This window comes from Pseudarthrobacter phenanthrenivorans, from assembly GCF_000813845.1.
Taxonomy (GTDB): Bacteria; Actinomycetota; Actinomycetes; order Actinomycetales; family Micrococcaceae; genus Arthrobacter; species Arthrobacter phenanthrenivorans_B.
Window position 1 is genome coordinate 62,301 of record NZ_JWTB01000032.1, and the last position, 22,830, is coordinate 85,130.

General features: G+C 68.7%; 19 protein-coding genes. 5 read left to right on the top strand and 14 right to left on the bottom strand.

Annotation, left to right across the window (positions count from 1 at the left end):
- Window positions 1-7: 7 nt before the first annotated feature.
- From RM50_RS16325 to RM50_RS16340, 4 genes are all read right to left on the bottom strand, one after another.
- The gene (locus RM50_RS16325; RefSeq protein WP_043454829.1) at window positions 8-694 is read right to left on the bottom strand and encodes a hypothetical protein; all 687 of its coding nucleotides are present in this window, start codon (window positions 692-694) and stop codon (window positions 8-10) included.
- Between the two features lie 123 nt (window positions 695-817).
- On the bottom strand, window positions 818-1,249 hold the full coding sequence (locus tag RM50_RS16330) for a VOC family protein (RefSeq protein ID WP_043454831.1): 432 nt from the start codon (window positions 1,247-1,249) through the stop codon (window positions 818-820).
- 113 nt (window positions 1,250-1,362) lie between these two features.
- Window positions 1,363-2,073 (bottom strand): response regulator, encoded by a 711-nt coding sequence (locus tag RM50_RS16335; RefSeq protein WP_052260293.1) that lies wholly within the window; start codon window positions 2,071-2,073, stop codon window positions 1,363-1,365.
- Window positions 2,070-4,064, bottom strand: a complete 1,995-nt coding sequence (locus RM50_RS16340; protein WP_052260295.1) for a DUF4118 domain-containing protein — start codon at window positions 4,062-4,064, stop codon at window positions 2,070-2,072. The genes RM50_RS16335 and RM50_RS16340 overlap by 4 nt, the downstream gene beginning before the upstream one ends.
- 182 nt (window positions 4,065-4,246) lie before the next feature.
- Here RM50_RS16340 and RM50_RS16345 point away from each other — a divergent pair, with 182 nt between their 5' ends.
- Together RM50_RS16345 and RM50_RS16350 are read left to right on the top strand one after the other, a co-directional pair.
- Complete coding sequence (locus RM50_RS16345) at window positions 4,247-6,220, top strand: hypothetical protein (RefSeq protein ID WP_043454833.1); 1,974 nt, start codon at window positions 4,247-4,249, stop codon at window positions 6,218-6,220.
- 100 nt (window positions 6,221-6,320) lie between these two features.
- Window positions 6,321-6,941 carry an L-threonylcarbamoyladenylate synthase gene (locus RM50_RS16350; RefSeq protein ID WP_043454834.1) on the top strand — a complete coding sequence of 207 codons (621 nt, stop codon included), beginning with the start codon at window positions 6,321-6,323 and terminating at the stop codon, window positions 6,939-6,941.
- 93 nt (window positions 6,942-7,034) lie between these two features.
- On the opposite strand, the gene ligD is transcribed toward RM50_RS16350, so the two are convergent.
- Window positions 7,035-8,057 carry a non-homologous end-joining DNA ligase gene (ligD, locus tag RM50_RS16355; RefSeq protein WP_052260306.1) on the bottom strand — a complete coding sequence of 341 codons (1,023 nt, stop codon included), beginning with the start codon at window positions 8,055-8,057 and terminating at the stop codon, window positions 7,035-7,037.
- A 68-nt stretch (window positions 8,058-8,125) separates the two neighbouring features.
- Here ligD and RM50_RS16360 point away from each other — a divergent pair, with 68 nt between their 5' ends.
- On the top strand, window positions 8,126-8,815 hold the full coding sequence (locus RM50_RS16360) for an alpha/beta hydrolase family protein (protein ID WP_043454836.1): 690 nt from the start codon (window positions 8,126-8,128) through the stop codon (window positions 8,813-8,815).
- A gap of 126 nt (window positions 8,816-8,941) precedes the next feature.
- Complete coding sequence (locus RM50_RS16365) at window positions 8,942-11,095, top strand: amylo-alpha-1,6-glucosidase (RefSeq protein WP_043454838.1); 2,154 nt, start codon at window positions 8,942-8,944, stop codon at window positions 11,093-11,095.
- 18 nt (window positions 11,096-11,113) lie between these two features.
- Here the strand turns inward: RM50_RS16365 and RM50_RS20895 are convergent, their stop codons facing one another.
- From RM50_RS20895 to RM50_RS16390, 6 genes are all read right to left on the bottom strand, one after another.
- A complete protein-coding gene (locus RM50_RS20895) occupies window positions 11,114-11,263 on the bottom strand; it encodes a hypothetical protein (RefSeq protein WP_167562179.1) in 150 nt (49 codons plus the stop codon).
- A gap of 150 nt (window positions 11,264-11,413) precedes the next feature.
- Window positions 11,414-14,029, bottom strand: coding sequence for an ATP-dependent helicase HrpB (gene hrpB, locus RM50_RS16370; protein WP_043454840.1), 2,616 nt, complete (start codon window positions 14,027-14,029; stop codon window positions 11,414-11,416).
- 98 nt (window positions 14,030-14,127) lie between these two features.
- Window positions 14,128-14,706 carry a hypothetical protein gene (locus RM50_RS16375; RefSeq protein WP_052260297.1) on the bottom strand — a complete coding sequence of 193 codons (579 nt, stop codon included), beginning with the start codon at window positions 14,704-14,706 and terminating at the stop codon, window positions 14,128-14,130.
- Window positions 14,707-14,767: 61 nt separating this feature from the next.
- Complete coding sequence (locus RM50_RS16380) at window positions 14,768-15,049, bottom strand: hypothetical protein (protein WP_043454842.1); 282 nt, start codon at window positions 15,047-15,049, stop codon at window positions 14,768-14,770.
- A 128-nt stretch (window positions 15,050-15,177) separates the two neighbouring features.
- Window positions 15,178-15,693, bottom strand: a complete 516-nt coding sequence (locus RM50_RS16385) for a flavin reductase family protein (RefSeq protein WP_043454844.1) — start codon at window positions 15,691-15,693, stop codon at window positions 15,178-15,180.
- Window positions 15,694-15,888: 195 nt separating this feature from the next.
- Complete coding sequence (locus tag RM50_RS16390) at window positions 15,889-16,827, bottom strand: 5'-3' exonuclease (RefSeq protein WP_043454846.1); 939 nt, start codon at window positions 16,825-16,827, stop codon at window positions 15,889-15,891.
- Between the two features lie 251 nt (window positions 16,828-17,078).
- On the opposite strand from RM50_RS16390, the gene RM50_RS16395 reads away from it, so the two are divergent.
- Entirely contained in the window at window positions 17,079-18,410 is a 1,332-nt protein-coding gene (locus RM50_RS16395; protein WP_043454866.1) for a BNR-4 repeat-containing protein, read from the top strand.
- 25 nt (window positions 18,411-18,435) lie between these two features.
- Here the strand turns inward: RM50_RS16395 and RM50_RS16400 are convergent, their stop codons facing one another.
- The 3 genes from RM50_RS16400 to RM50_RS16410 are packed head-to-tail and all read right to left on the bottom strand — an operon-like array spanning window position 18,436 to window position 22,475.
- Window positions 18,436-19,044, bottom strand: coding sequence for a dihydrofolate reductase family protein (locus RM50_RS16400; RefSeq protein ID WP_043454848.1), 609 nt, complete (start codon window positions 19,042-19,044; stop codon window positions 18,436-18,438).
- Between the two features lie 27 nt (window positions 19,045-19,071).
- A complete protein-coding gene (locus RM50_RS16405; RefSeq protein ID WP_043454850.1) occupies window positions 19,072-21,072 on the bottom strand; it encodes a vWA domain-containing protein in 2,001 nt (666 codons plus the stop codon).
- Between the two features lie 14 nt (window positions 21,073-21,086).
- Window positions 21,087-22,475, bottom strand: coding sequence for a sigma 54-interacting transcriptional regulator (locus tag RM50_RS16410; RefSeq protein ID WP_043454852.1), 1,389 nt, complete (start codon window positions 22,473-22,475; stop codon window positions 21,087-21,089).
- Window positions 22,476-22,830 lie beyond the last annotated feature (355 nt).

Below are 22,830 nucleotides of genomic sequence, written 5' to 3' on the forward strand. Positions count from 1 at the left end.
GGGAGCTTCAGCCCTGGTGGAACTGCGGTGGCCGCGGGCCCGTGTCCAGCTCCGGGGCTAGCTTCTCCTCAAGGGCCGCCAGGGTGGCGTCCGGCAGGACAATGAGCCCATCCAGCTCCCGCCGCGCCCGCTTGTACGCTGCCTGGCGTTCTGCCGGGGTGGCCGCCTCGTTTTCGGCGATCATCAGCAGTTTCCTTGCCGTGGCGAGCCGTTCGCGTTCCGGTCCGGTGAACTTGCTGTCCCTGATCCGCCTCGCTTCGCGCTCGGCAACGTCGAGTGCCACGGCGAAATTGTTGACTGCCTGCCGGTACGCGTCCAGTGCCGCCAAGGATCCCAGGTCCACCGGCGACGCGGGGCGCTGGCCGTCAGCTTCCCTTTTGGCCCGGAGGAAAGCCACGGTGAGTGGCTCGCGGACATCCGTCATCAGGGGAAAGTCAATGAGCTTGCCGACGTCGAGTTCGTACTCGAGCCACCGTCGGTTGGTTGCGTCGTGGGTGGCCATCAGTGCCTGCACTTCGGCGGCGGAGGCCCTGTCGGCTTCGCGCGCCTGGTTTTTGGCCGTGTACAGTTCCACCCGGCGGCGGTGCCGCCGCTCACCGGCGCGCCGCCAGCCCCCTGCCCAGCGGCCGGCCAACGCCATCAGTGGAAACACCATCCACCATTTGTCGTACAGGAACTCCATCAAGGGCCTCACCCATCAATTTTCGCAGCCCACGGGTCGGGCCTCAAGGGAGGTGCAGGTGCCCGACGGCGGCCCGGGGCGGGTGCAGCGGCAGCCCGTTGCACCCGCCCCTGCTGCCGCGTCATTGCTCCCGTGTCATTGTGCCGGTGCGGCCTGGGCGGAGTTGACGTTGACCAGCCAGGCGACGCCGTAGCGGTCGGTGCACATGCCGAAGACGTCACCCCACGGCGACTTCTCCATGGGGACGGTCACGTTTCCCCCGTCGGTGCTGAGCTTCCCGTAGTAGCCGCGCAGTTCGGCTTCATCGTCGCCGCTGAGGGAGATGGAGATGGATGAACCGGGGTGGTATTCCATGCTGTTCGGGGTGTCGGCGCCCATGAGCACCAGGCCCTGGGTGGTGGTCAGCATGCCATGCATGATCTTTCCGGCTTCCGCCGGGTCGTCACTTGCCTGGAAGTCGGCGAAGGTGCTCAATGTCAGCTCGCCGCCGAACACGGACTGGTAGAAGGTCATTGCCTCGCGGGCATTGTCCCGGAAGCTGATGTACGGATTGAGGATCGTGGGCATGACGGGATCTCCTTCACTGGGGCCGGAACTGGCCGGCCAGGACTGGGCAGACAACATCCTGCCTCATCCTGCTGCCGCCGGGTAGGGGACGCCTCCCCTGTTCATCCCGTGTTTCAGGGGACGAAACGGTAGCCGACGCCGGCCTCGGTCAGCAGGTGGCGGGGGTTGCCGGGATCCTCCTCCAGCTTCCTGCGCAACTGGGCCATGTAGACGCGGAGGTAGTTGGCTTCCTTTTGGTAGGAAGGCCCCCAGACGTCGGAGAGCAATTGCTGCTGCGAGATGAGCCGGTTGGGATGGCGGACCAGGATTTCCAGGATGTTCCATTCCGTCGGAGTGAGGCGGACGGGTTGTCCGGAGCGCAGCACCTGCCTGGCGGCGAGGTCCACGGTGAATCCGGCGGACGTGACCAGGGAGCGCGACTCAGGCTGCGGGACCCTGCGCAGCAGGGCACGCAGCCGCGCCAGCAGCTCATCGAGGCCGAAGGGCTTGGTGATGTAGTCGTCCGCACCTGCATCGAGGGCGCCCACCTTGTCCGGGGATCCATGCCGCGCGGAGAGGACCAGGACGGGCGCAGCGCTCCACCGCCGCAGGTCCCGCAGCACGTCCGTTCCGTCCATGTCCGGCAGGCCGAGGTCCAGGACCAGCAGATCCGGAGCCTGCCGGGAGGCAGCGGCAAGGGCTGATCCGCCATCCACCGCCGTGTCCACCGCGTAACCGTGGGCAGTGAGCGTGATCCGGAGGGCTTTGAGCAGGTGCGGATCGTCGTCGATCACCAGGACCTTCGTCTGGGCCCCGCCGGGAGCCTGGACGCCATTGCCGCTCATGGCTGCATTCCGCCGGCGCCGGGCACGGGATGGGGAGCCGTGGCTGCCGCGGCCGGAACACCGGCGGACAGCGGCAGGCGGAGCACCATGGTAAGTCCGCCGCCCGGAGTCTCCCGGGCCGTGAGGGTGCCGCGCATCGACTCCATGAATCCCCTTGCGACTGACAGCCCCAGCCCTACCCCCGAGGACCGGGATACGTCGTCGAGCCGCTGGAACGGCCGGAACATCTCCACCACTTTGCGGGCCGGGATGCCCGGGCCGTGGTCGATGATCTGCAGCTCACCGCAGGGGTGCCCGTCAAGGATGCCACCGGACTGGCCGCCGGCCACGACCACCCGGGTCCCGGCTCCGTACTTCACGGCGTTCTCCAGGACGTTGGCCACCACTCTCTCCAACAGGCCGGGGTCCGCGTCCACCGGCGGCATGTTCGCCGGGAGTTCCACGCTGACCGCTCCGGCAGGCAGGCCCCGCAGTGCGGCATCCACCACCCCGGCCCAGCGGACGGGGCCCAACAGGGGTTCCACCGACTGCGCCGTGATGCGGGACATGTCCAGGAGATTGCCCACCAGCAGGTCCAGCCGGTCGCTGCAGGCATCGATGGTTTCGAGCAGGTCGCGCTGCTCGGCCGGGGTGTAGGAAACACCGTTTTGCAGGAGTCCTCCGGCAGCCAGTTTGATGCCGGCCAACGGCGTACGCAGGTCATGGGAGACTGCCCGGAGGATGGCCGTCCGCATCGTGTTTCCTTCGGCCAGCCGAAGCATCTCGTTCCTGGCTGCTGCAAGCTGGCGGCGCTCCAGCTGGGCCTTGACGTGGACCGCGACGGCGGCAAGGAGCCGGCGCGCCCCGGCTGGCACGCCGGGACCCAGGAGCACCAGCGCCGTGTCCTCGTCCACCGGTTCGACCGTGATGTCCGGGGCCTCGATAGTCATTGGATTGGCCGGGGTGTCCGGGAGGCGGGTGATGTCACCCGCTGCCGCCACCAGCTGCCAGCAATCCCCGTCCGGGTGGGGTCCGCCCCCGGCAGCTTTTCCACCGTCCGGGGCAGTTCCGGTCACTTCAGGCCCGGCCGCAGCTTCGCCGCCGGCGGAGATGGCGAGGGGTCCGGTCCGGCTGATGACGGCGGCTCCGGACGCGCCGAAAACGCCGGCCGCTTCAGCCAGCAGTCCCTTGAGGTTGTCCTCCTCCCGCGAGGCGGCCAGGGCAAGGTCGGCCAGGGTTGCTGCTTCGGCCCGGGCCGTGGCGGCCTCCTTCGAGCGCCGCGCGGAACGGTCCACGACCCCCGCCACCGCCACCGCGACGCCTGCGAAGACCGCCAGCGAGATGATGTCCTGCGGGTCACGGATGGCAAGGTTGTACAGCGGCGGGGTGGAGAAGTAATTGACCAGCAGGCCGCTCCACAGGGCTCCGGCGATGGCCGGCCACAGGCCTCCCACCAAGGCCACGGCCACGGCACCGGCGAGTTGCAGCAGCGCCGCCGTGGCAACACTGTGGTCAAAGGCAGCCAGCAGCAGCTGCACAACCGGAGGCAGGACCGCGGCGAGGGCAAACCCGGCCATGATCCTGCTCCGGCCCAGTCCGGTCCGCCGCCGTCCGGCCCCGGACCCCGGCGGCTGCGGCACCACCTGCACGTCGATATCTCCGGCCGCACGCACCACCCGGGCTTCGATGCTGCCGCCGGAAAGCAGCGCCGGCCGGCGCCGGCTTTGACCGACGAGGATGTGCGTGGCCCGGGACGCGCGGGCGTATTGGATCAGTGCGGCGGCAACATCGGTGGAGGACAGGGCATGGTAGCTGCCGCCAAGGTCCGCGACCTGCCGCCGCTGGGATTCGAGGGCGTGCGGCGACTCGCCGCGGGATCCTGAGGGCGTGTGGACATGGATGGCCAGCAGTTCGCCGCCGCCGGCCCGCTCCAGCAGCTTGGCGGCCCTGCGCACCAGGAGGTCTCCGTCGGCACTGCCATTGAGTCCGATCACGACGCGTTCCCTGGCCATGAGGCACATTCTTCCACCATTGCGCGGCGGGTGGCGCCAGCCCGCGGCGGCCCGTGTGCGTTGCCTCACAAGGGCGTTAAGGATGCATCAAGATCGCTTGTTTCACCCTTCTCCGCCACGGTCCCGGTGCTACTTTCGGCAGTGCCGCGGCGCCGTGCCCGGCCAGGAACGGAAGGCATCCGATGACGACCATGAGCAGGCCCCCCGCCGATCCCTCGGCACTCCCGCGGGACGGCAGGAGCGCCGTGCGGGACTGGCTGCTCTTTGGGCTGCAAGATGCCAAGGGCGCCCACCAGGGGCCCGGGGGCGTGGTTCCGGAGCGGCACCGGAAACAGCACTGGTGGCAGGTGATGTGCCTGACCGGCGTGGATTACTTCTCCACCCTGGGCTACCAGCCGGCCATTGCGGCGTTGGCGGCGGGGGCAATCTCACCGCTGGCCACGCTGGTCCTGGTGGCCGTGACACTGCTGGGGGCCCTGCCTGTCTACCGACGGGTTGCCGGCGAGAGTCCCCGCGGCGAAGGGTCGATCGCCATGCTGGAGCGGCTGCTGCCACGCTGGGGCGGGAAGCTGCTGGTACTGGTGCTGCTTGGCTTCGCCGCGACGGACTTCATGATCACCATGACCCTGTCCGCCGCTGATGCCACCGCCCACCTCATTGAGAACCCCTATGCCCCGGACTGGCTGCACGGCCAGAACGTCGCCGTCACCCTGGTGCTGCTTGGGCTGCTGGCCGCGGTCTTCCTGCGGGGCTTCAAGGAGGCCATCGGCGTCGCCGTCGTGCTGGTGGTCGCGTACCTTTCACTGAACGTCGTGGTGGTGGCCCGGGCGCTGGTGGAAGCGGTCAGCCATCCAGTGGCTGTCAGCAACTGGTGGGACGCGCTGACCACCAGCCACGGCAACCCGCTCATGGCCGTTACGCTGGCGCTGCTCGTGTTCCCCCGGCTGGCACTTGGCCTGTCCGGCTTCGAAACCGGCGTGGCCGTGATGCCCCAGATCCGGGGCCGCGACGATGACATCGAAGCCCGCCCCGTGGGCCGCATCCAGGGGACGCGGCGGATGCTGACCACGGCGGCACTGATTATGAGTACGTTCCTGGTGACCAGCAGTTTCGCCACGGTGGTGCTGATCCCGGAGCAGGAGTTCCAGCCGGATGGGGCCGCGAACGGCCGTGCCCTGGCTTTCCTGGCGCACTCCTACTTTGGCCCGGGCTTCGGCACGGTCTATGACCTGAGCACGGTCGCCATCCTGTGGTTCGCCGGCGCCTCGGCCATGGCGGGCCTGCTGAACCTGGTGCCGCGGTATCTGCCGCGGTACGGCATGGCACCGGCATGGGCCGAAGCCGTCCGGCCCCTGGTCCTGGTCTTCGCCCTGACGGGGTTCCTGGTCACCATCCTTTTCAAGGCCGACGTCGATGCCCAGGGCGGTGCGTACGCTACCGGCGTGCTGGTGCTGATGACATCCGCCGCGGTGGCGGTGACCCTGTCCGCGCGCCGGCTCAGGCAACGGCGGGCAGCAGGTTTTGGCGTCATTGCCGTCATTTTCATGTACACGACGGTGGCCAACATCTTCGAACGGCCGGAAGGTATCCGGATCGCAGGGTTCTTCATCCTGGGCATCATCACCATTTCCGTGCTGTCCCGGGTGCTGCGCTCCTTCGAACTGCACGCCACCCACGTCCGGCTGGACACCCAGGCGCTGGAATTCATGGCCTCCACCGTGTCCGGCCCGATCGGGATCATCGCTCATGAGCCCCTCCGGCAGACCGCCGAAGCGTACCGGCAGAAACTGGCTTCAGCCACGGAGGCCAGCCACTTCCCGGCCGACTTCACCCCGCTGTTCCTGGAAGTCACAGTGGGCGATTCCTCCGACTTCGAGACAGCGCTCGAGGTGCGTGGCGTCCTCCGGCACGGCTTTCCCGTGCTGGAAGTCCAGGGCCCGGTGGTGCCGAACACCATCGCCTCGGTTCTGCTGCATATCCGCGACGTCACCGGCCTGATGCCGCACATCTACTTCCGCTGGACCGAGGGCAACCCGGTCAGCAACCTGCTCCGCTTCCTGGTCCTGGGCGAAGGCGAGATCGCCCCGGTCACCCGCGAGATCCTGCGCGAAGCCGAACCTGAAGTCACGCGCAGGCCATGGGTGCACGTCGGCTGAACGGAAGCGGATCACCGGCCACAACCAACCGCCGCACACCTGAAACCGCCGCGCACCGCAAACATGGTGCAGCGGGGCCCCGGGAACGTAGGCTCGGGGGATGGCCCGATTCTTTGATGTCCATCCCCATGACCCGCAGCCCCGCGCCATCGCGCAGGCAGTGAAAATCATCCGCGACGGCGGCCTCATCGCCTACCCCACGGACTCCTGCTACGCCTTGGGGGCCCAGATGGGCAACCGGGAGGCACTGGACCGGATCAGGAGCATCCGGCACCTGGACGACAAGCACCATTTCACCCTGGTGTGCCGGGACTTCGCACAGTTGGGGCAGTTCGTGAACATCGGCAATGACGTCTTCCGCAGCATCAAGGCCGTCACGCCGGGCAGCTACACCTTCATCCTGCCCGCCACCCGCGAGGTTCCCAAGCGCCTGCTCCACCCCAAGAAGAAGACCGTGGGCGTGCGCATCCCGGACAACCGGGTGGTCCAGGCACTGCTGGCCGAACTGGGCGAGCCGCTGCTGTCCAGCACGCTGCTGCTGCCCGACGAGGAAGACCCGCTGACTGTCGGCTGGGAGATCAAGGAACGCCTGGACCACCAGGTGGACGCCGTGATCGACGCCGGCGACTGCGGCGCAGAACCCACCACGGTGGTTGATTTTTCCAGCGGCGTTGCCGAGGTGGTCCGGCGCGGCATGGGCGACCCGTCCCGCTTCGAATAGGACGGGTGCGGGGCACTTTGGCAGGTGCCGCCGTCGCAATGTCCGACGGCGGGCGGCGGGTCCGTGCCAAAGCGCCCCGGGACGGGGGCGGGGTCAGTCCTGCTTCTTCGCCCGGCTCGGCTGGACCCTTGGCGGCTCGCCGGGCATCTTGGGATAGTCCGGCGGGAAGGGCATCTCCCCCAGCCCGGCGTTGCAGTCCCGGACCCACCATTCGAGCAGGACGTCGATGCTGCCGGGGTTGGCACCAAAATCAGCCCAGGGGTCACCCACCGTCTTCAGCCGGTCGGGCACGGTCAGGATAGTGAAGTCCTTCGGAACGGCATGCCCAAGTTCGTCCCAGGTGAGGGGACAGGACACCGGGGCATGCGGGAGGGCCCTTGGGCTGTAGGCGCCGGCGATGGTGCGGTCGCGGTTGGCCTGGTTGAAGTCCAGGAACACACGCCGGCCACGTTCTTCCTTCCACCACGCCGTGGTCACCTGGTCCGGTATCCGGCGCTCCACCTCCCGTGCCGCCGCGATCACCGCGTGCCGGACGTCCAGGAATTCGCGTACGGGGTCGATGGGCGCGTAGACATGCAGGCCCCGGTTGCCGGAGGTTTTGATGAACGCCCCCAGTCCCGCCTCGGCCAGGACGTCTTTCAGGACCAGCGCCGCGGGAACGGCGTCACCGAAGTCCGTGCCGGGTTGCGGGTCCAGGTCGATCCGCAGCTGGTCGGGGTTGTCCGTGTTTTCGGCCCGGGACGGCCACGGATGGAAGACCACCGTGTTCATTTGGACGGCCCAGACGGCGGCGGCAGGTTCGTCCAGGACCAGCTGGGGATGGGACCGGGCGCTGGGGTACACCACCTTGACGGACCTGACGAAGTCCGGCGTGCCTTTGGGCGGGTTCTTGGAGAAGAACATCTCACCGTCGATGTTGTCCGGGTACCGCTGCAGTGACACGGGCCGGTCGCCGTTGGCGGCGATGAAGGCCTCCCCCACGTCGCAGATATAGCGGGCGAGGTCGAGCTTGGTCAGCCCCAGGTCGGGCCACAGGACCCGGCTGGGACTGGAAATGCGCATCTCGCGTCCGCCGTTGGGACCTGGAACGGTGATGGTGGTCTGTTCACTCGCCATGGGGACAACGTACACCCGGTCACCGGCGCTGACCGGCATATCCTGCCGCCCTCCGGCATGATGGAACCATGCCCGCATCCGATCAGCAGCTCACCGTCGCCGCCGGTGACGCCACCTTTTCCGCCGTCTACGCCCGCCCCAAGGCACCCACCGCCACCGTGGTGGTGGCGCACGGCGCCGGAGCCGGCATGGAGCATCCGTTCCTCCGCGGGTTTTGTGATGCCCTGAACAGCCTGGGCCTGGCCACCCTGCGCTTCAATTTCCCCTACCGGGAGGCGGGACGTAAATTCCCTGACCGCCCTCCGGTGGCCATTGCCGCGTGGCGTGCAGCAATGGACACCGCCCAGGCACAGGCCGAAGCCAACGGAGACCGCGGGCCGGTCTGGGCTGCAGGCAAGTCGTTCGGCGGACGGATGGCGTCCACGGCCGTTGCCGACGGCATGGCCGCTGCGGGCCTGGTGTACCTCGGCTACCCGCTGCATGCTCCCGGCAAGCCCGAAAAGCTCCGCGACCAACACCTCTACGGGCTGCCCACGCCCATGCTGTTCCTGCAGGGCACCCGAGACCCCTTCGCCACGCCCGGCCTCCTGGCTGGCGTTGTATCCCGCATCGGGCCCAACGCCGTGCTGCAGTGGGTGGAGGGCGGCGACCACTCATTCGCGGTGGCGGGAATGAAACGGCCCGCCGACGAGGCAGGCGCATCTCTGGCCGCACCCGTGACCGGCTTCATCGCGGCCCGCGGCGGAGAGCCGGCCTGACGGTTGCAGGCCGGCCCCTTACACGTTGGGGGCCAACGGCGTAGCGTCTAATGTGTGGGGTTGCGGCGGCGCCTCCCTCTGTCCTGACCGTCGGCCCCGGCAACATCTATCGATGGAGGACCGGCGATGGCTGGTTGGAATGCTGACACTGCTGCCGGTCCGGTCGGAGCCGGAAACATCACCCTCGTGGAAGGGTCCTGTTTCTGCATCTCGCTCCCCAACGGGGACATCCACCCCGAGCACCCCCACGGTGTCTTCCATGAAGATACCCGCATCCTTTCCCGCTGGGACCTGCGGGTGAACGGCAAGCCGCTGGAGCCGCTGGCGGCTGACGTGAAGGAGCCCTACCGCGCCCTGTTCATCGGCCGGGTCCCCCGCTCGGATGGATATGCGGACAGCCCGCTGGTCGTGGAACGCCTGCGCGAAGTAGCGGCCGGAGTGTCGGAACGGATCACCATCCGGAACTATTCGTCCGAGCCGGCAAACTGCACCGTCTCCGTCCGGGCCGAATCCGACTTCGCCGACCTGTTCGAAGTGAAGGAGGCGCGCATTCAAAGGACCTGGGAGGAATCCCGCAGCCATGAGGGCGACTCCCTGACCATCAGCGCGGTATGGCACGACGTCCTCAAACGGGTCTTCGTGCACGCAGAGGGCGCCGTCGCCACCCCCGACGTCCTGACCTACGAGGCACTGGTGCCGCCGCACGGGCACTGGAGCAGGCAGCTCAGCGTGGTCCCGGTCAGCGGCGATGAACCGGCCCCGGCGTCGTCGCACCGGCACCCCACGGCGCCTGACATGTCCCCCAGCGACCGCCGGCGGCGGGAATGGGTGGAAAAGATCCCCAAGCTTCACATGGGCAACCGGTCCATCGAAAGGACGCTGCGGCGCAGTTACGACGACCTCGGCGCGCTCCGGATCCAGGACCCCGCCCATCCGGAGCGGATCGTGGTGGCGGCAGGCGCGCCGTGGTTCATGACGCTGTTCGGCCGCGACTCGCTCTGGGCGTCCGAAATGGCCTTGCCCGTGGACCCTTCCCTGGCATTGGGCACGCTGCAGACGCTCGCGGACAGGCAAGGCAAGGTCGTCGACCCGATGAGCGAGGAAGAACCCGGGAAGATCCTGCACGAAGTACGGCTGGGGGTTTCCAGCGGGCTCGCCCTGGGCGGCAAGTCCGTCTACTACGGCAGCGTCGACGCCACCCCGCAATTTGTCATGGCATTGGGCTCGGTAAGCCGCTGGGGCTTCGCCAGGGACACCATTGCCGCCCTGCTCCCCCACGCCGACCGGGCCCTGGACTGGGTCCGGGAGTTCGGGGACAAGGACGGCGACGGGTTCGTCGAGTATTCCCGCCTCAACGACCAGGGCCTGGTCAACCAGGGCTGGAAGGATTCCTGGGACGGCATCAACTTCGCCGACGGCAGGCTGGCCGAACCGCCGATCGCACTTTGCGAGGTCCAGGCCCTGGTCTACAGCGCGCTGCTGTCCCGCGCGTGGATGGCTTACGACGCGGGGGACGAGCCTCTCGCGGCGCAGCTCACCGGCGAGGCCAAGCGGCTGAAGAAGAAGTTCAACGATGAGTTCTGGCTGCCGGAGCGTGGCTACTTCGCTGTTGCCTTGGACCGTGACAAAAAGCAGGTGGATGCCTGTGCCTCCAACATGGGTCAATGCCTGTGGCACGGCATCGTGGATGACGACAAGGTTTCCGCAGTGGTGGAGCGGCTGATGTCGCCCGAGATGTTCAGCGGCTGGGGCATCCGGACGCTGGGAACCGACATGGGCGCCTACAATCCGGCGAGCTACCATAACGGGTCGGTATGGCCCCACGACAACGCCATCATCGCTGCGGGGCTGCTGCGCTACGGGTTCGTGGAAGAGGCACAGCGGATCTCCACCGCCCTGCTGGAGGCCGCCGAATTTTCCGACGGCCGGCTGCCTGAGCTGTTTTGCGGATTCAGCAGGGAGCAGGTCAGTGAGCCGGTCCCCTATCCCACGGCCTGTTCCCCCCAGGCGTGGGCGGCGACCACGCCCATCATGCTCATCACCAGCCTGATGCGGTACGACGCGCACGTGTCACGGGGCGGTTTCTGGCTGGACCCCGTCCTGCCCGAATCCTATGGGGACGTCCACCTGACCAACGCACCCATCGCCGGAAGCCGGATGACCATCGATGTTGTCGGCTCGGAGGCCACTGTGCAGGGGCTTCCCGAGGGCATCACCTTCCACCGCGAACACCGGCCCTGGCTCACCGAACTCATGGCGGAAACGGGGCTGCTGGGGTAGCGCCGGGACCGCCGGCCGCTAGGCGGCGTCCTCGAGCCACCACCCTTCCCACGCGGCGGAGGTGAGGCGCCCGGCCGGGAAAGCCTCCGGGGAAGTGTCTTCCCGGGCCCGCCTGTCCTCGTCATGGCGGCCGTCCAGCAGCAGGTTCAGGGTATTCAAGGGAAACATGTTCGGTCCTTCCTGGGAGGGGTGGACAACACCGTCCACGTGGGAAGGAGCCTAGCCAGCCCATGTTTCATCGGGGGCACGTGAGGTTTCGGCCGTGTATCGGTTAACTCACGTGCCGGCCCACCACCTGACAGGATCGGCGGAGTACAGCTATTTCCGCTGCTTGGTCCGTGCGGTGGCCGGCGCCGACCACGGATCCTCGGGCCAGGGATGCCTGGGGTAGCGGCCGCGCATTTCCGCGCGCACCTGGCCATACGGGCCGGACCAGAACGAGGTCAGGTCATCCGTCACGGCGAGCGGACGCCTGGCCGGGGACAGGAGATGGAACAGGACCGGCACGCGGCCGTCCAGCAGCCTCGGCGACTCGGCCAGTCCGAAGCACTCCTGCAGTTTTACCGCCACCACGGGTGCTGCACCGCCGTCGTCCGGGTCCGGGTAGTCGATCCGGACCGTGGAGCCACTGGGAACCGCCAAGGCTTCAGGCGCGAGCTCGTCCAGCCGGACCGCCTCAGGCCACGGCAACAGCCGGCGCAGGGGGTTTGCCAGGTCGATCGAGGAAACAGGTTTGCCGCCGGCAAGTTCTTCCAGCTCAGGCCCCAGCCATTCATCCAGCCGGTCCAGCAGGGCTGCCGCGGACACATCAGGCCACGGCTCCCCCAGTTCCCGGTGCAGGAACGCGAGCCGGCGCCGGAAGGCGTCCGCCGCCGTCGACCACGGCAGTGCCGCCAGCCCTCCGGACCGCAGCGCGGCCGCCACGGCCTTCCTGCCCTGTTCGGCCGAGGGGCGCACCGGGGTGGAGGAGAGCACGATGGATCCCAGCTTCCTGGTCCTCCGCGCTGACAGCCTGCCATCGGTGAATTCCGCGTCCACCGCGTCCATCAGAAGATGGGATGCCGCCCTTTCGGCGGTGCCGGGCGAAATGGGGGCGGCGGCCCGGATCACGGCACCGGTTCCGGCCGCATCCCGGCTTTCCGCCCGGGACACTTCGGCCACGGCAAGCCACTCGTGGCCCGACAGGCTGCTGCCGGCAGGCAGCCCGGCACGCGTCCCTGACGCCAGCAGGTACTGCCCGGCGTCCCCGCCGCCGGGGACGCGGCGTGCCACCCGGTCCGGAAAGGCGAGGGCGACGACGGCGCCCACCGCCTCCGCGTCTGTGCCGGCGTCGGCGGTAACCAGTCCGGCGCCGGCCTGGTGCCGGCCCGCCAGGGCAGCGAGCCGCCTGGTTTCTTCCGCCCAGCGCTGTCCCGCCTGGCCGCCGGCCCGGAGCTGGGAGAGCAGGCAGGGCAGGTCGGCGCCCGGTGCACGGTGGTCTCCGGAGAGTGCCGCCACCACCCCGGCGGCAAACCGGCCCCCGGCGGAGGTGCCGCCGTCGAGCAGTGCGCGGGCAAGCCGCGGATCCGCGGGTATCCCGGCAAGGGCACGTCCCGCTGCCGTCACCTGGCCATCGCCGGATACCGCACCGAGCTCCCGGAGCACTTCCACAGCGTCCGCCATGGCCTGGCGGGGAGGCGGGTCCGGCAGGACAATCCCCTTCCCGCCCGGGGCGCCCCAGCAGGCGAGGGTGAGGGCGGCGCCGGTCAGGTCCGCGACGTTGATTTCCGGAGTGACGTGCGCGGGTGCGGCCCCGTACGCCTGCTGCGAGTAGCAGCGCACCACTTTCCCCGGGCCCTGCCGCGCGGCACGCCCCGCGCGCTGGTCGGCCGACGCCCGGGAACAGGAAACAGTGACCAGGCCGCTCATGCCCCGGCCGGAGTCCCTCCGGGGTTCCCTGGCCAGCCCGGAGTCGATGACCAGCCGGACCCCCGGCACCGTCAGGGAGGATTCGGCGAGGTCGGTGGAGACGATGATGCGGGGGCGGTCCCCGGGCCCGCGCCCCGATACCGCCCTGTCCTGCTCGGCTGCCCCCACCTGGCCATGCAGTTCCAGGACTTCAGCGTGGCTGCCCGGGTTGCTGCGCAATGCCCCGGCAACAAGGGAGACCTCCCTGGCGCCCGGCAGGAAGACCAGCGCATCCACGGAGCCGTCAGTGCCAAGAGCCCGGGCATGGGCGTCCGCGGCCGTGGCGGCGACAAAGTCAAGGAAACCGCGCGCCACTCCCCTGGCGTCCAGCCGGGGAGCCGGAGCGGGGAGCCACTGCACGTCCAACGGATGGTTCACGGAAGGACAGTCGACGACGGGCGCCGGCTGGCCGCCGTCGGGATCCCCCAGCAGGGCCGCGAAGCGGGGCGCGTCCAGCGTGGCGGACATGGCGACGACGGCGAGGTTGCCGCGCAGGGCACGGACCTCGGCGAGCATGCCCACCAGGAGATCTGTTTCCAGGCCCCGCTCGTGGACTTCGTCCAGGACGACGGCGGCAGTGCCGTCGAGCCCCGGGTCGGCCAGCAGGCGGCGCACCAGGATGCCCGGGGTGACGAATTCAATCACCGTCTCCGGCCCGGCCTGCCGTTCCCCACGGACCGTGTAGCCGACGCGGCGGGCAGCATTACTGCAGTCAAGCGCAGAGAGGCGCCGGGCGGCTCCCCGGGCGGCCACGCGCCGCGGCTGGGTGACCACCACACGGCCGGACCGGCCGTAAAGATTTGCGAGCAGCGGAGGGACCAGCGTGGTCTTGCCTGTTCCCGGCGGGGCCTGGACGACGGCGGCGCCAGGCGAACCGCCTCCCCGGAGGGCCGCTTCCAGGACACCAAGGGAGTTTTCGAAGGCGAGCCCGGCACCGATCGCCCCGAGGTCGAAGCCGTCGCCGGAGTTGCCGTCAGGAGGAATCATCCATCCATTCTGCCCTGACCACTCCCCCCGGGCGGCAGTGGCCCTGCAGTTCCAACCGTTGCGGGAGCCGGCCTTTTCCGCCTCGGCCAGGGCTTCGGTCAGGGTTTGCCCTGGCCTTTGCCCTTCCCCTTGGCTTCCTTGGCCACGTCCTGCCCCTGGGAGCCGTCCTGCGCCTGCGAACCCGGGCCCTGCGGGGCAGGCGCCGGTTCCGGTGCTGCGGCAGGAACCTCAGGTGCAGCGGGAGCGGGATTGGTGCCGGCGGTCTCGGCCAGTGCAGGAGCCGCCCCGGCAGCGTTCGGTGCCGTGGCGGTGGGCGCCGCCGGCGCCGCAGCCGCCACCTGGGTGGCGATGTCAGCCCGGACCGCGGCGAGGGCAGTCTCGATGCCGCGGTATCTCGCAGCAGACAGGCGGCCGGCCGCCGCTGCCTCGTTCAAGTCCTTCTCCAGGGCCTGGAGTGCGGCCAGCGCCCCATCCATCCTGTTCTCCGCCGCGGCCTGGCTGATGCTCAGCACCCGGACCTGGAACCCCCGCAGCACACTCTCTTCACTGACGCCGGGACGGAATCCTGCCGCGCCGGCCACCAGGAGCCCTGCCAGCAGGGCACAGCACAGGATGACGACGCCGCGGACGCCGCGGCGGGGACCGGCTGTTGGATGTGCGGTTGCGGACAGCAGCACCGGCGCCCCCTGGACACTGTGCGGTCCCGTAGGCACTGCCGGCCCTGTGGGCACTGCCACCTCAGGCTGCATGCCGGCCCCGCAGCGGTACGGCGGACGCGGAACGGACGGGCAGAACTGTCACCGTGGCAGGAGCGGCCGGCTCCAGCCGGGCGTTCCGGGCCCGGGTTGCCTGCCGTGCGAGCAGCATCCGGGCACCTGCGCGCAGGACGGTGGCCGCCAGCAGGCCAATCCCCAGTCCAAGGAGAACGTGTCCGGCCAGGCGGTATTGCCCGCCTGCGGCTGCGGCTGCTCCGCCTACGGTCAGCATGACTGACAGGGCCGTACCGAAAATCGCTCCCATGGCTCCTGCTCCCATCCGGTTTAATCAGCAAGCTTACTAGTAATGCTCAGCAAGCTTACTACCTGATGGCTTCATGGCAAGGGCACGACGGGCGGCGTCGGGCGGACGGGCCGCGGTGGTGGCCGGATTCAGCCCGCCGCTTCGAGGAGACGCTGCGCCGGGGCAAGGCCGGCGTACTGCCCCTTGAAGAACAGCAGGGGGTGCGCGTCGTGCCGGGCATCAAGGTGCCGCACGGCCGCCACCACGATGGTGTGGTCGCCGCCGTCGTACTCTGCGTGCACTTCGCAGTCGATCCAGGCCAGCGCCTGGTCCAGCACCGGGTTGCCGAGCGGCGAGGGCGCATGGCTGACGCCTGCGAACTTGTCCGCCCCGGACCGCGCGAACTGCCCTGCGAGGTGCTGTTGTTCCGCCGGGAGGATGTTGATGGTGAACGAGCCGGCGTCGCGCAGGGCGGGCCAGGTGGTTGAGGTACGGGCCGGGCTGAAGGTGACCAGCGCCGGTTCCAGAGACAACGACGCGAACGACTGGCAGGTGAATCCGGCGGGACCGCCGGGCGTCGAGCCCGTGATCACCGTCAGGCCACTGGCGAAGGTTCCGAAAATATCGCGAAGCCGGCGTGGTGCGAGATCTGAAGTAACTGTCATGGAAAGGCCTCTCGTCTGGATCGTTACCTCACCAAACCATCGCCAAATCCGCCGGTTCAACCCGCCTGACATGGGCCGACGCGGACCGAAACGCAGTGTCATTCCCGGACATCCGGCGTCATCCGCTTCCGGTTCCCGAAGCACTTTTATGTCACTGCTTGACGCCCTGGACCCTTACTGGAGGTGGGAAAAGTGCTATCCCAGCGAATCAAGCGCGGCGAGCAGGCGCCGGACGGAGCCGCCGAGGTTCCAGTCGACGGCAAGCTGCTCCAGCTCGGTGCGCCGCCCACCTGTCACGGGACGCAGCTGCGCGCCCGCTTCCTCCAGGGTGGGCAGCTCAAGGTTGCGTACCAGGCGCACGACGGCGGGCGCTGCTTCAAGATACGGGGCCGCCGCTGACAGTTTGGCCCGGACAGGCGCGGCGACGCCGCCGCCCGGGTCATCGGCCGCCGCGAGCAGCCGCTCGAGGGTGCCGTACTTGAGCAGCAGGGACGCTGCCGTCTTCTCGCCGATCCCGGCAACACCGGGCAGGCCGTCCGAGGCGTCCCCCCGGAGGGTGGCGTAATCGGCGTACTGCTGCGGCAGGACCTTGTATTTGGCCACCACCGTTTCCTCCGTGATGACCTCAAGGTTCTTCATCCCGCGGGCGGTGTAGATCACGCGGACGGCACGCTCGTCGTCGCAGACCTGGAACAGGTCGCGGTCGCCCGTGACGACGTCCACGGGACAGCCTGCGTGGGTCGCATAGGTGCCCACGACGTCGTCGGCCTCATGACGGGCCGCCCCGACGATGGCGATCCCCGCCAACTCCAGCACGTGGCGGATCATGGGCAGCTGAGCCTGGAGGCCATCGGGCACCACCTCGATGTCGGCGCCGTCCGGAACCGCCTCGGCCACCCGGTGGGCTTTGTAGGTGGGGAGCAGGTCCACGCGCCACTGCGGTCGCCAGTCATCGTCCCAGCAGGCCACTAGGTGGGTGGCGTGGTAGTCGGCGCTGAGACGGGCAATCATGTCCAGCAGGCCGCGGACGGCGTTGACCGGCGTTCCGTCCGGGCGCCGGATGGTGTCCGGCAGGCCGTAGAAGGCACGGAAGTACAGGGACGCAGTGTCGAGCAGCATGAGGCGCTGGGGCATACCTTGATCCTGACACGGAAGTTGGGTCCTGGCACGCAAGGTGGCCACGGTGCGGCAGGAACCGTGGCCCGTGTCAGCCCGGAAAGAGGCCGAGGTGAACCCCAGGCCGGGCAGGCCCAACGGCGGCCCGGGTCCGGACCGTTGTTCACGTACTTTAGGCGGGCCATCAATGGAAGGGCTGCCGAATGCAGCGCATGACCGGATACCGGTTTCCCGTTGACCCGCCGCCAAAGGTACGTGACGATGTCGGAATGACATCCAGCCTTGACGGCGGACGTGCCGTGCCCGCGCAGCCGACCATCATCAACGACAACGGCGCATGGTGCTGGTTCCAGGACGAACGCGCCCTCGTGGACCCGGTCAGCAACACGCTGCTGGTGGGATCCGTGGCCGCTCCGGAAGGTCCCGGCGGGGTCAGCCGGGGCGGCAACATAGAGCTTTCGGTGCTTGACCTGGCCTCCGGGCAGAGCAGCGTGCACGTCCTGCACCACAGGCTGGAGCCGGATGACCATGACGCCCCGGCCCTGCTGATCAGGCCTGACGGGCACTACCTGGCCATGTATGCCAGGCACAAGACGGACAACTATTCCCGCTGGCGGGTCTCTGCCCGGCCGCACGACGCCTCGGAATGGAGGGAAGAACAATGCTTCGACTGGACCGGGCTGGCCGGCGGCCGTGGCGCGACCTACTCGAACCTGTACCGGCTGGATGCCGAGTCCCGTGTTTACAACTTTGTCCGCGCCATCAACGACGACCCCTGCATGCTGGTATCGGACGACGACGGAAGTACCTGGCAGTATGCAGGCAAGCTCTTCACCCGGCCCAAGGTGGGCTACGTCAACGGGTACACCCGGTACGCCGGCAACGGCTTGGACCGCATCGACCTCATCACCACCGATCATCATCCCCGCGACTTCAACAACAGCATCTATCACGGCTTTATCCGGGGTGGGGCGCTGCATGATGCCGAGGGACGGGTGGCCGGCAAGCCACTGGTCGGTTCACCGGGCGTCAACCAGGACGCCCTGACCACCGTCTTCCAAGCCGGCACCGAGCTGGGCGGGGACGTCCTGACACATGGCTGGACGGTTGACCTCCGCGGCCAGGGGGCCCGGCTTGCGGCGATCATCAGCTGCCGGGCCAACGATGTGAACGGTGCCCTGGAGCGGGAACAGAGGCTCGACGTCGATGACCACCGGCTGCTGTACGCCCGCTTTGACGGCGTGCAGTGGAACCTGTCCCACCTCGCCGTCGCAGGCCCGGGCCTGCTCCCCCATGAGCAGGACTACACCGGCCTCGGGGCCGTAGACCCCTACGACCTGGACACCGTGTACGTCTCCACGCCCGTCGATCCGCGGTCCGGGGAAGCCACCGGCCACTACGAGATCTACCGCGGACGGACCCGGGACGAGGGGCGGACGTGGGAATGGGAGGCAATCACGTCGCAATCCCGGGAGGACAACCTCCGGCCGATCGTTCCGCCCGGAGACCCGGACGTCCACGTGGTGTGCTGGTTCCGCGGCAGCATGCGGTCATCCCAGGCCTACCAAACCGAGGTCGTGGTTCTGCAACAGGCCCGGTGACCCACACCGGGACGCCAGCGCCGTGTTACTCCGCGCCGCCGCGGGGAGGACCGTCGATCACCCGCGGGACGTACTCCAGCAACTGCAGACGGCCGTCAAAGGTCCTGCTGTCCACCATGTCCAGGGCGACATCGGGGTAGCCTTCGAAGATCCGTTCACTTCCGGTGCGCCCGGTGATCAAGGGGAAGACCACCAGCCGGAACCGGTCCACCAGGCCGGCGGCCACCAGTGACCGGCACAGGCTGAGGCTGCCGAGGGTGCTGAGCAGCCCCGGGTGCTGCTGTTTCAGGCGCCCCACGGCCTGGACGGCGTCCCCGGCCACCAGACTCGAGTTCGGCCACTGGAGCGGCTCCGCCAGGCTGGACGAAAACACCATCTTGGGAACGGCGGCAAGGCCCGTCAGGGAGGCGCTTTCGTTGTCCGAATATTCCCCGCCTGCACCCGCGGCGTCGGCGGACATGCCGGACATGAGGCGGTAGGTGTTGGCTCCCATCAGGTATGTGCGCTCCTGGCCTGCCTCCTGCTCGAGCCAGGCCAGGTACTCCGGCCCCTCCAGGCCCCACCAGCCCGGCCACCCCTCGCCGGAAGCGCAGCCGTCCAATGTGATGATCAAATCCACCATCAACTGACCCATGCCGGCCACCTTATGCCCGGAAGCTGCCTAGAACCAGTCCCCGTCGGCGTAGGCGCTCCGGACGTGGGCGCGGAGATACTCGCCCACCACCGCGGCGCCCAGGTCGCCCACCTCCGGCGCTACCACACGGCCATCCACGCGCCGGGCCATCCGATGGATGAACCTCTCGAGGCCGGGGTCGTTGCCCAGGCGGAAGAATGTGGTGTGGACGCCGGACCGGCCCAGCCGGTCGAGCTCGGCAACGGTGGCGCGGATGGTCTCCGCATCGGGCGGCCAGTTGAACCAGGAGTCTCCGTCAGGCAGAAGATGGGCGGTGGGTTCACCGTCGGTCACCACCAGCAGGACGGGCTGCATGGACGGGCACCGGCGGAAGAACCTGCCGGCCAGCAGCAGCCCGTGGTGCAGGTTGGTCCCCTGTTCGCGGAGCGCGGGCAGCGCCGTGAGTTCGCCGATGTCCATGGACTGCGCGTAGCGGCCGAACGTGATCAGCTGCAGCCGGTCGCCGCGGAAACGCGTGGACACCAGGTGGTGCAGGGCCAGCGCGGTCCGCTTCATCGGCACCCACCGGCCCTCCGCCGCCATCGAGAAGGAAACATCCACCAGCAGGACCACCGCGGCCTGGGTTCGGGCCTCCGTTTCGGACACTTCGATATCGTCGACGGCCAGGCGCAATCCCCGGGCCGGGTCGCCGCCGTCGGCCATGGTACGCCGGATGGCATTGGTCATGGTGCGGGTGACGTCCCAGGGTTCGGCATCCCCAAACTCCCACTGCCGGCTGGAGCCGGTCTGCTCACCGGCTGCCCCTGCCGTCCTGGTATCCCGGTTTCCCTGCCGTCCGGACAGCTGCCGCGCCGTGTCGCGCAGCAGCGACTTCCCGAGCCGGCGCATGGCCTGGGGCGACAACCGCAGGTCACCGTCGGCACCCCGCCGGAGGTACCCGCCGTCCTGCATGGCCCGCTCGATCTCCGCCAGGGTGCGGGCACTCACGGCCGCATTTTCCCCCAGCTGGCGGGCAAGGGCGTCCAGGTCCAGGTCATCGAGCCTGGAGCCGTTATAGGACTGGGAAAGCTGCTCGGACAGTTCGTCGAGCTCGGCGAGGTCCTGCAGCACCCCGGTGCCGTCGCCCAGGCCCAGCCCCTCCTGTCCTTCAAACCGTTCCGAGCCCGTCCAGTCCTCGCCCGGGCGCAGGGCCTGGAGGGTGGCGTCGAGCTGGCTGAGCTGGTCCATCAGCTCCGGCGAACCAAAGGCCTGCGCGGACAGCCGCATCAACTCATCGCGCTGCTCAGGGGACATCGACTGCAGGAGACGCTGGGCGGCCGCGGCGCGCTGGGCAAGCGCGTCCACCAGTTCCTCCACCGACTGCGGATTCTCCGGAAAGAACTGGCCATGCTTGGCCATGAATTCCTGGAAATCGGCATCGGTGTCTTCCCCGCGCCGGTGCTTCGCCAGTAATTCGTTGAGGTCCCGCAGCATGGCGTTCACCGCTGCACGGTCCTCGTCCGTGGCGGACTCCAGCGCCTGCTTCATCCCGGCAAACCGCTGCTCGAGGACTTCGCGGCCCAGCAGGTCCTTGATCCGGTCGTAGGCTTCCCGGGCCGTGCCTGACTGCCAGTCGTAGGATGCCAGTTCGTTGACCGCCGCGGCTGTGGAAGCCGGCAGGTTCTGCAGCTGCATCTCCCGGAAGGCACGGTCGGTGTTGTCCATCATGGCGTCGCGGGCCAGCTGCTTGCGCTCCTCCAGCACCGCGGTGTCCAGGAGCTTCTTCACCTCGTCCAGGGTGCCGTCCAGGCGATGCCGGCTGAGCAGGTCGCGCCGGCGCTGCTGGACCCGCCGGGCAAGGTCGTCCAGCCCGTCCCGGTTCCGGCCGCCGCGCCGCAGGAACTCCTGGAGGGCATGGCGGGGCGAATAGCCTGCCATCACGTCTTCGGCGACGGCGTCGAGCGCCTCGGCCAGGTCTACCGGCGGGGCGAGCGGATCGGGTCCGCCGGTGTAGCGGCCGTACCTGGCGGACCGCTTGTGGATGGCCATGCTGCCTCCCGTGCCTAGCCGTAAATGGTTTCCTCGTCGTCGGATTCCTTGGAGATCCGGCGGCCGAGGTAGAGGCCTTCGAGGGCCAGTTCGACGGCGGCCGCCAGCTGTCCGTCATTCGTTGCACCCAGGCGCCGGCCTATTTCGTCGTAGAGGCCGGAGCCGTTCAGCGAGGGCAGGTTGCCCAGGAATTCCTGCGCCGTGACCTGTTCCCCGGTGGTGACGGTGCGGTGGCCGTCCAGGGCGGCCACGAGCGGTCCCATGTCCAGGCCTTGGAAGTGGGCCCTGACCGCTTCCGCGGTAGCGGTGCGCAGGAGGTGGTCAAGGATTCCCTGTTCGCGGCCTTCCTCGCCGGATTCGAACTCGATTTTGCCGGTCAGGACTTCCACGGCCGGCTCCAGGTCGATGATCCGGGCCACTGGCTGGTCCTCGCCCCGCAGGCTTGCGCGGCGCAAGGCGGCCGCGGCCACCGTCTCCGCACCGGCAATGGCGAACCGCGCGGACACGCCGGAAGTCTGGTTGATGGCCGGGGACTGCCGCAACGCCCTGGTGTAGCGTGCCAGGATTTCCAGGATGAACGGCGGTACGTCCGCCACCAGCTGGCCTTCCTGGCGGATGACCGACACCTCGTCCTCCAGCTCGATCGGGTAATGCGTCCTGATCTCGGCTCCAAACCGGTCCTTCAGGGGCGTGATGATGCGGCCGCGGTTGGTGTAGTCCTCCGGGTTGGCCGATGCAACCACCAGCACGTCCAGCGGCAGCCGCAGCACATAGCCGCGGATCTGGATGTCCCGCTCCTCCATGACGTTGAGCATGGCCACCTGGATGCGTTCGGCGAGGTCGGGAAGTTCGTTGATGGCAATGATGCCGCGGTTGGAGCGGGGTATCAGCCCGTAATGGATGGTTTCCGGATCTCCCAGGCGGCGGCCCTCAGCCACCCGCATCGGGTCGACATCGCCCACGAGGTCGGCCACGGAGGTGTCGGGGGTGGCAAGCTTTTCGACGTAGCGTTCGGAACGGTGCCGCCAGGCGATCCGGAGCCGGTCACCCTCGGTCAGCACGCGGGCGCGGGACTGCTCCGTGATCGGATCGAACGGGTGCTCATTCAGCTCCGAATCCTCGATCACCGGCGACCACTCGTCCAGCAGCCCCGCCAGGGTGCGGAGCAGGCGGGTCTTGCCCTGTCCCCGCTCGCCCAGCAGCACAATGTCGTGCCCGGCGATGAGGGCCCGCTCGAGTTGCGGAATCACGGTCCGGCTGAAACCGAAGAGGCCCGGCCACGGGTCCCGGCCGGCAGACAGGGCGGCCAGGAGGTTGTCGCGGATTTCGTGGCGCAGGTCCTTCTGGACGTGGCCTGCCGCACGCAGTTCACCAACGGTATAGATATCGGGGCGATCAGTCACTCCTCTACCGTAAGCCCGGTCCTGCGGCTAATCGATAGATTCCTCCAGATTGCCGCAGCGCGTTTAAGGGAACGACGGCGGCCCGGCAGCTTCCGCCGCGGACCCACTCCCCGAGGCGCACATCCACCTGTGACGCGCATCCGACTCCCCGACGCGCACATCCACCTGTGACGCGCACATTCCTTTTCGCGACCCACATATAGTGCGCGCCAGGGAATCTGCGCCGCACAGATGCCTCGCGGCTACCGCTCCCCGCACCCCGCACCCCGCAAGCTCGGCACGGGGCCCCCTCGCGGCTACCGCTTGCCGCTCCCCGCACCTCGCAAGCTCGGCGCGGGGCCCCCTCGCGGCTACC

Bases quoted from the DNA above. Each gene is read 5' to 3' on its own strand.
- RM50_RS16365 (WP_043454838.1), top strand. From the start codon at position 8,942: ATGGCTGGTTGGAATGCTGACACTGCTGCCGGTCCGGTCGGAGCCGGA.
- hrpB (WP_043454840.1), bottom strand. From the start codon at position 14,029: ATGATTCCTCCTGACGGCAACTCCGGCGACGGCTTCGACCTCGGGGCG.
- RM50_RS16390 (WP_043454846.1), bottom strand. From the start codon at position 16,827: ATGCCCCAGCGCCTCATGCTGCTCGACACTGCGTCCCTGTACTTCCGT.
- RM50_RS20895 (WP_167562179.1), bottom strand. From the start codon at position 11,263: ATGTTTCCCTTGAATACCCTGAACCTGCTGCTGGACGGCCGCCATGAC.
- RM50_RS16405 (WP_043454850.1), bottom strand. From the start codon at position 21,072: ATGGCCATCCACAAGCGGTCCGCCAGGTACGGCCGCTACACCGGCGGA.
- ligD (WP_052260306.1), bottom strand. From the start codon at position 8,057: ATGGCGAGTGAACAGACCACCATCACCGTTCCAGGTCCCAACGGCGGA.
- RM50_RS16335 (WP_052260293.1), bottom strand. From the start codon at position 2,073: ATGAGCGGCAATGGCGTCCAGGCTCCCGGCGGGGCCCAGACGAAGGTC.
- RM50_RS16395 (WP_043454866.1), top strand. From the start codon at position 17,079: ATGACATCCAGCCTTGACGGCGGACGTGCCGTGCCCGCGCAGCCGACC.
- RM50_RS16400 (WP_043454848.1), bottom strand. From the start codon at position 19,044: ATGGGTCAGTTGATGGTGGATTTGATCATCACATTGGACGGCTGCGCT.
- RM50_RS16380 (WP_043454842.1), bottom strand. From the start codon at position 15,049: ATGGGAGCGATTTTCGGTACGGCCCTGTCAGTCATGCTGACCGTAGGC.
- RM50_RS16360 (WP_043454836.1), top strand. From the start codon at position 8,126: ATGCCCGCATCCGATCAGCAGCTCACCGTCGCCGCCGGTGACGCCACC.
- RM50_RS16350 (WP_043454834.1), top strand. From the start codon at position 6,321: ATGGCCCGATTCTTTGATGTCCATCCCCATGACCCGCAGCCCCGCGCC.
- RM50_RS16345 (WP_043454833.1), top strand. From the start codon at position 4,247: ATGACGACCATGAGCAGGCCCCCCGCCGATCCCTCGGCACTCCCGCGG.
- RM50_RS16340 (WP_052260295.1), bottom strand. From the start codon at position 4,064: ATGGCCAGGGAACGCGTCGTGATCGGACTCAATGGCAGTGCCGACGGA.
- RM50_RS16330 (WP_043454831.1), bottom strand. From the start codon at position 1,249: ATGCCCACGATCCTCAATCCGTACATCAGCTTCCGGGACAATGCCCGC.
- RM50_RS16385 (WP_043454844.1), bottom strand. From the start codon at position 15,693: ATGACAGTTACTTCAGATCTCGCACCACGCCGGCTTCGCGATATTTTC.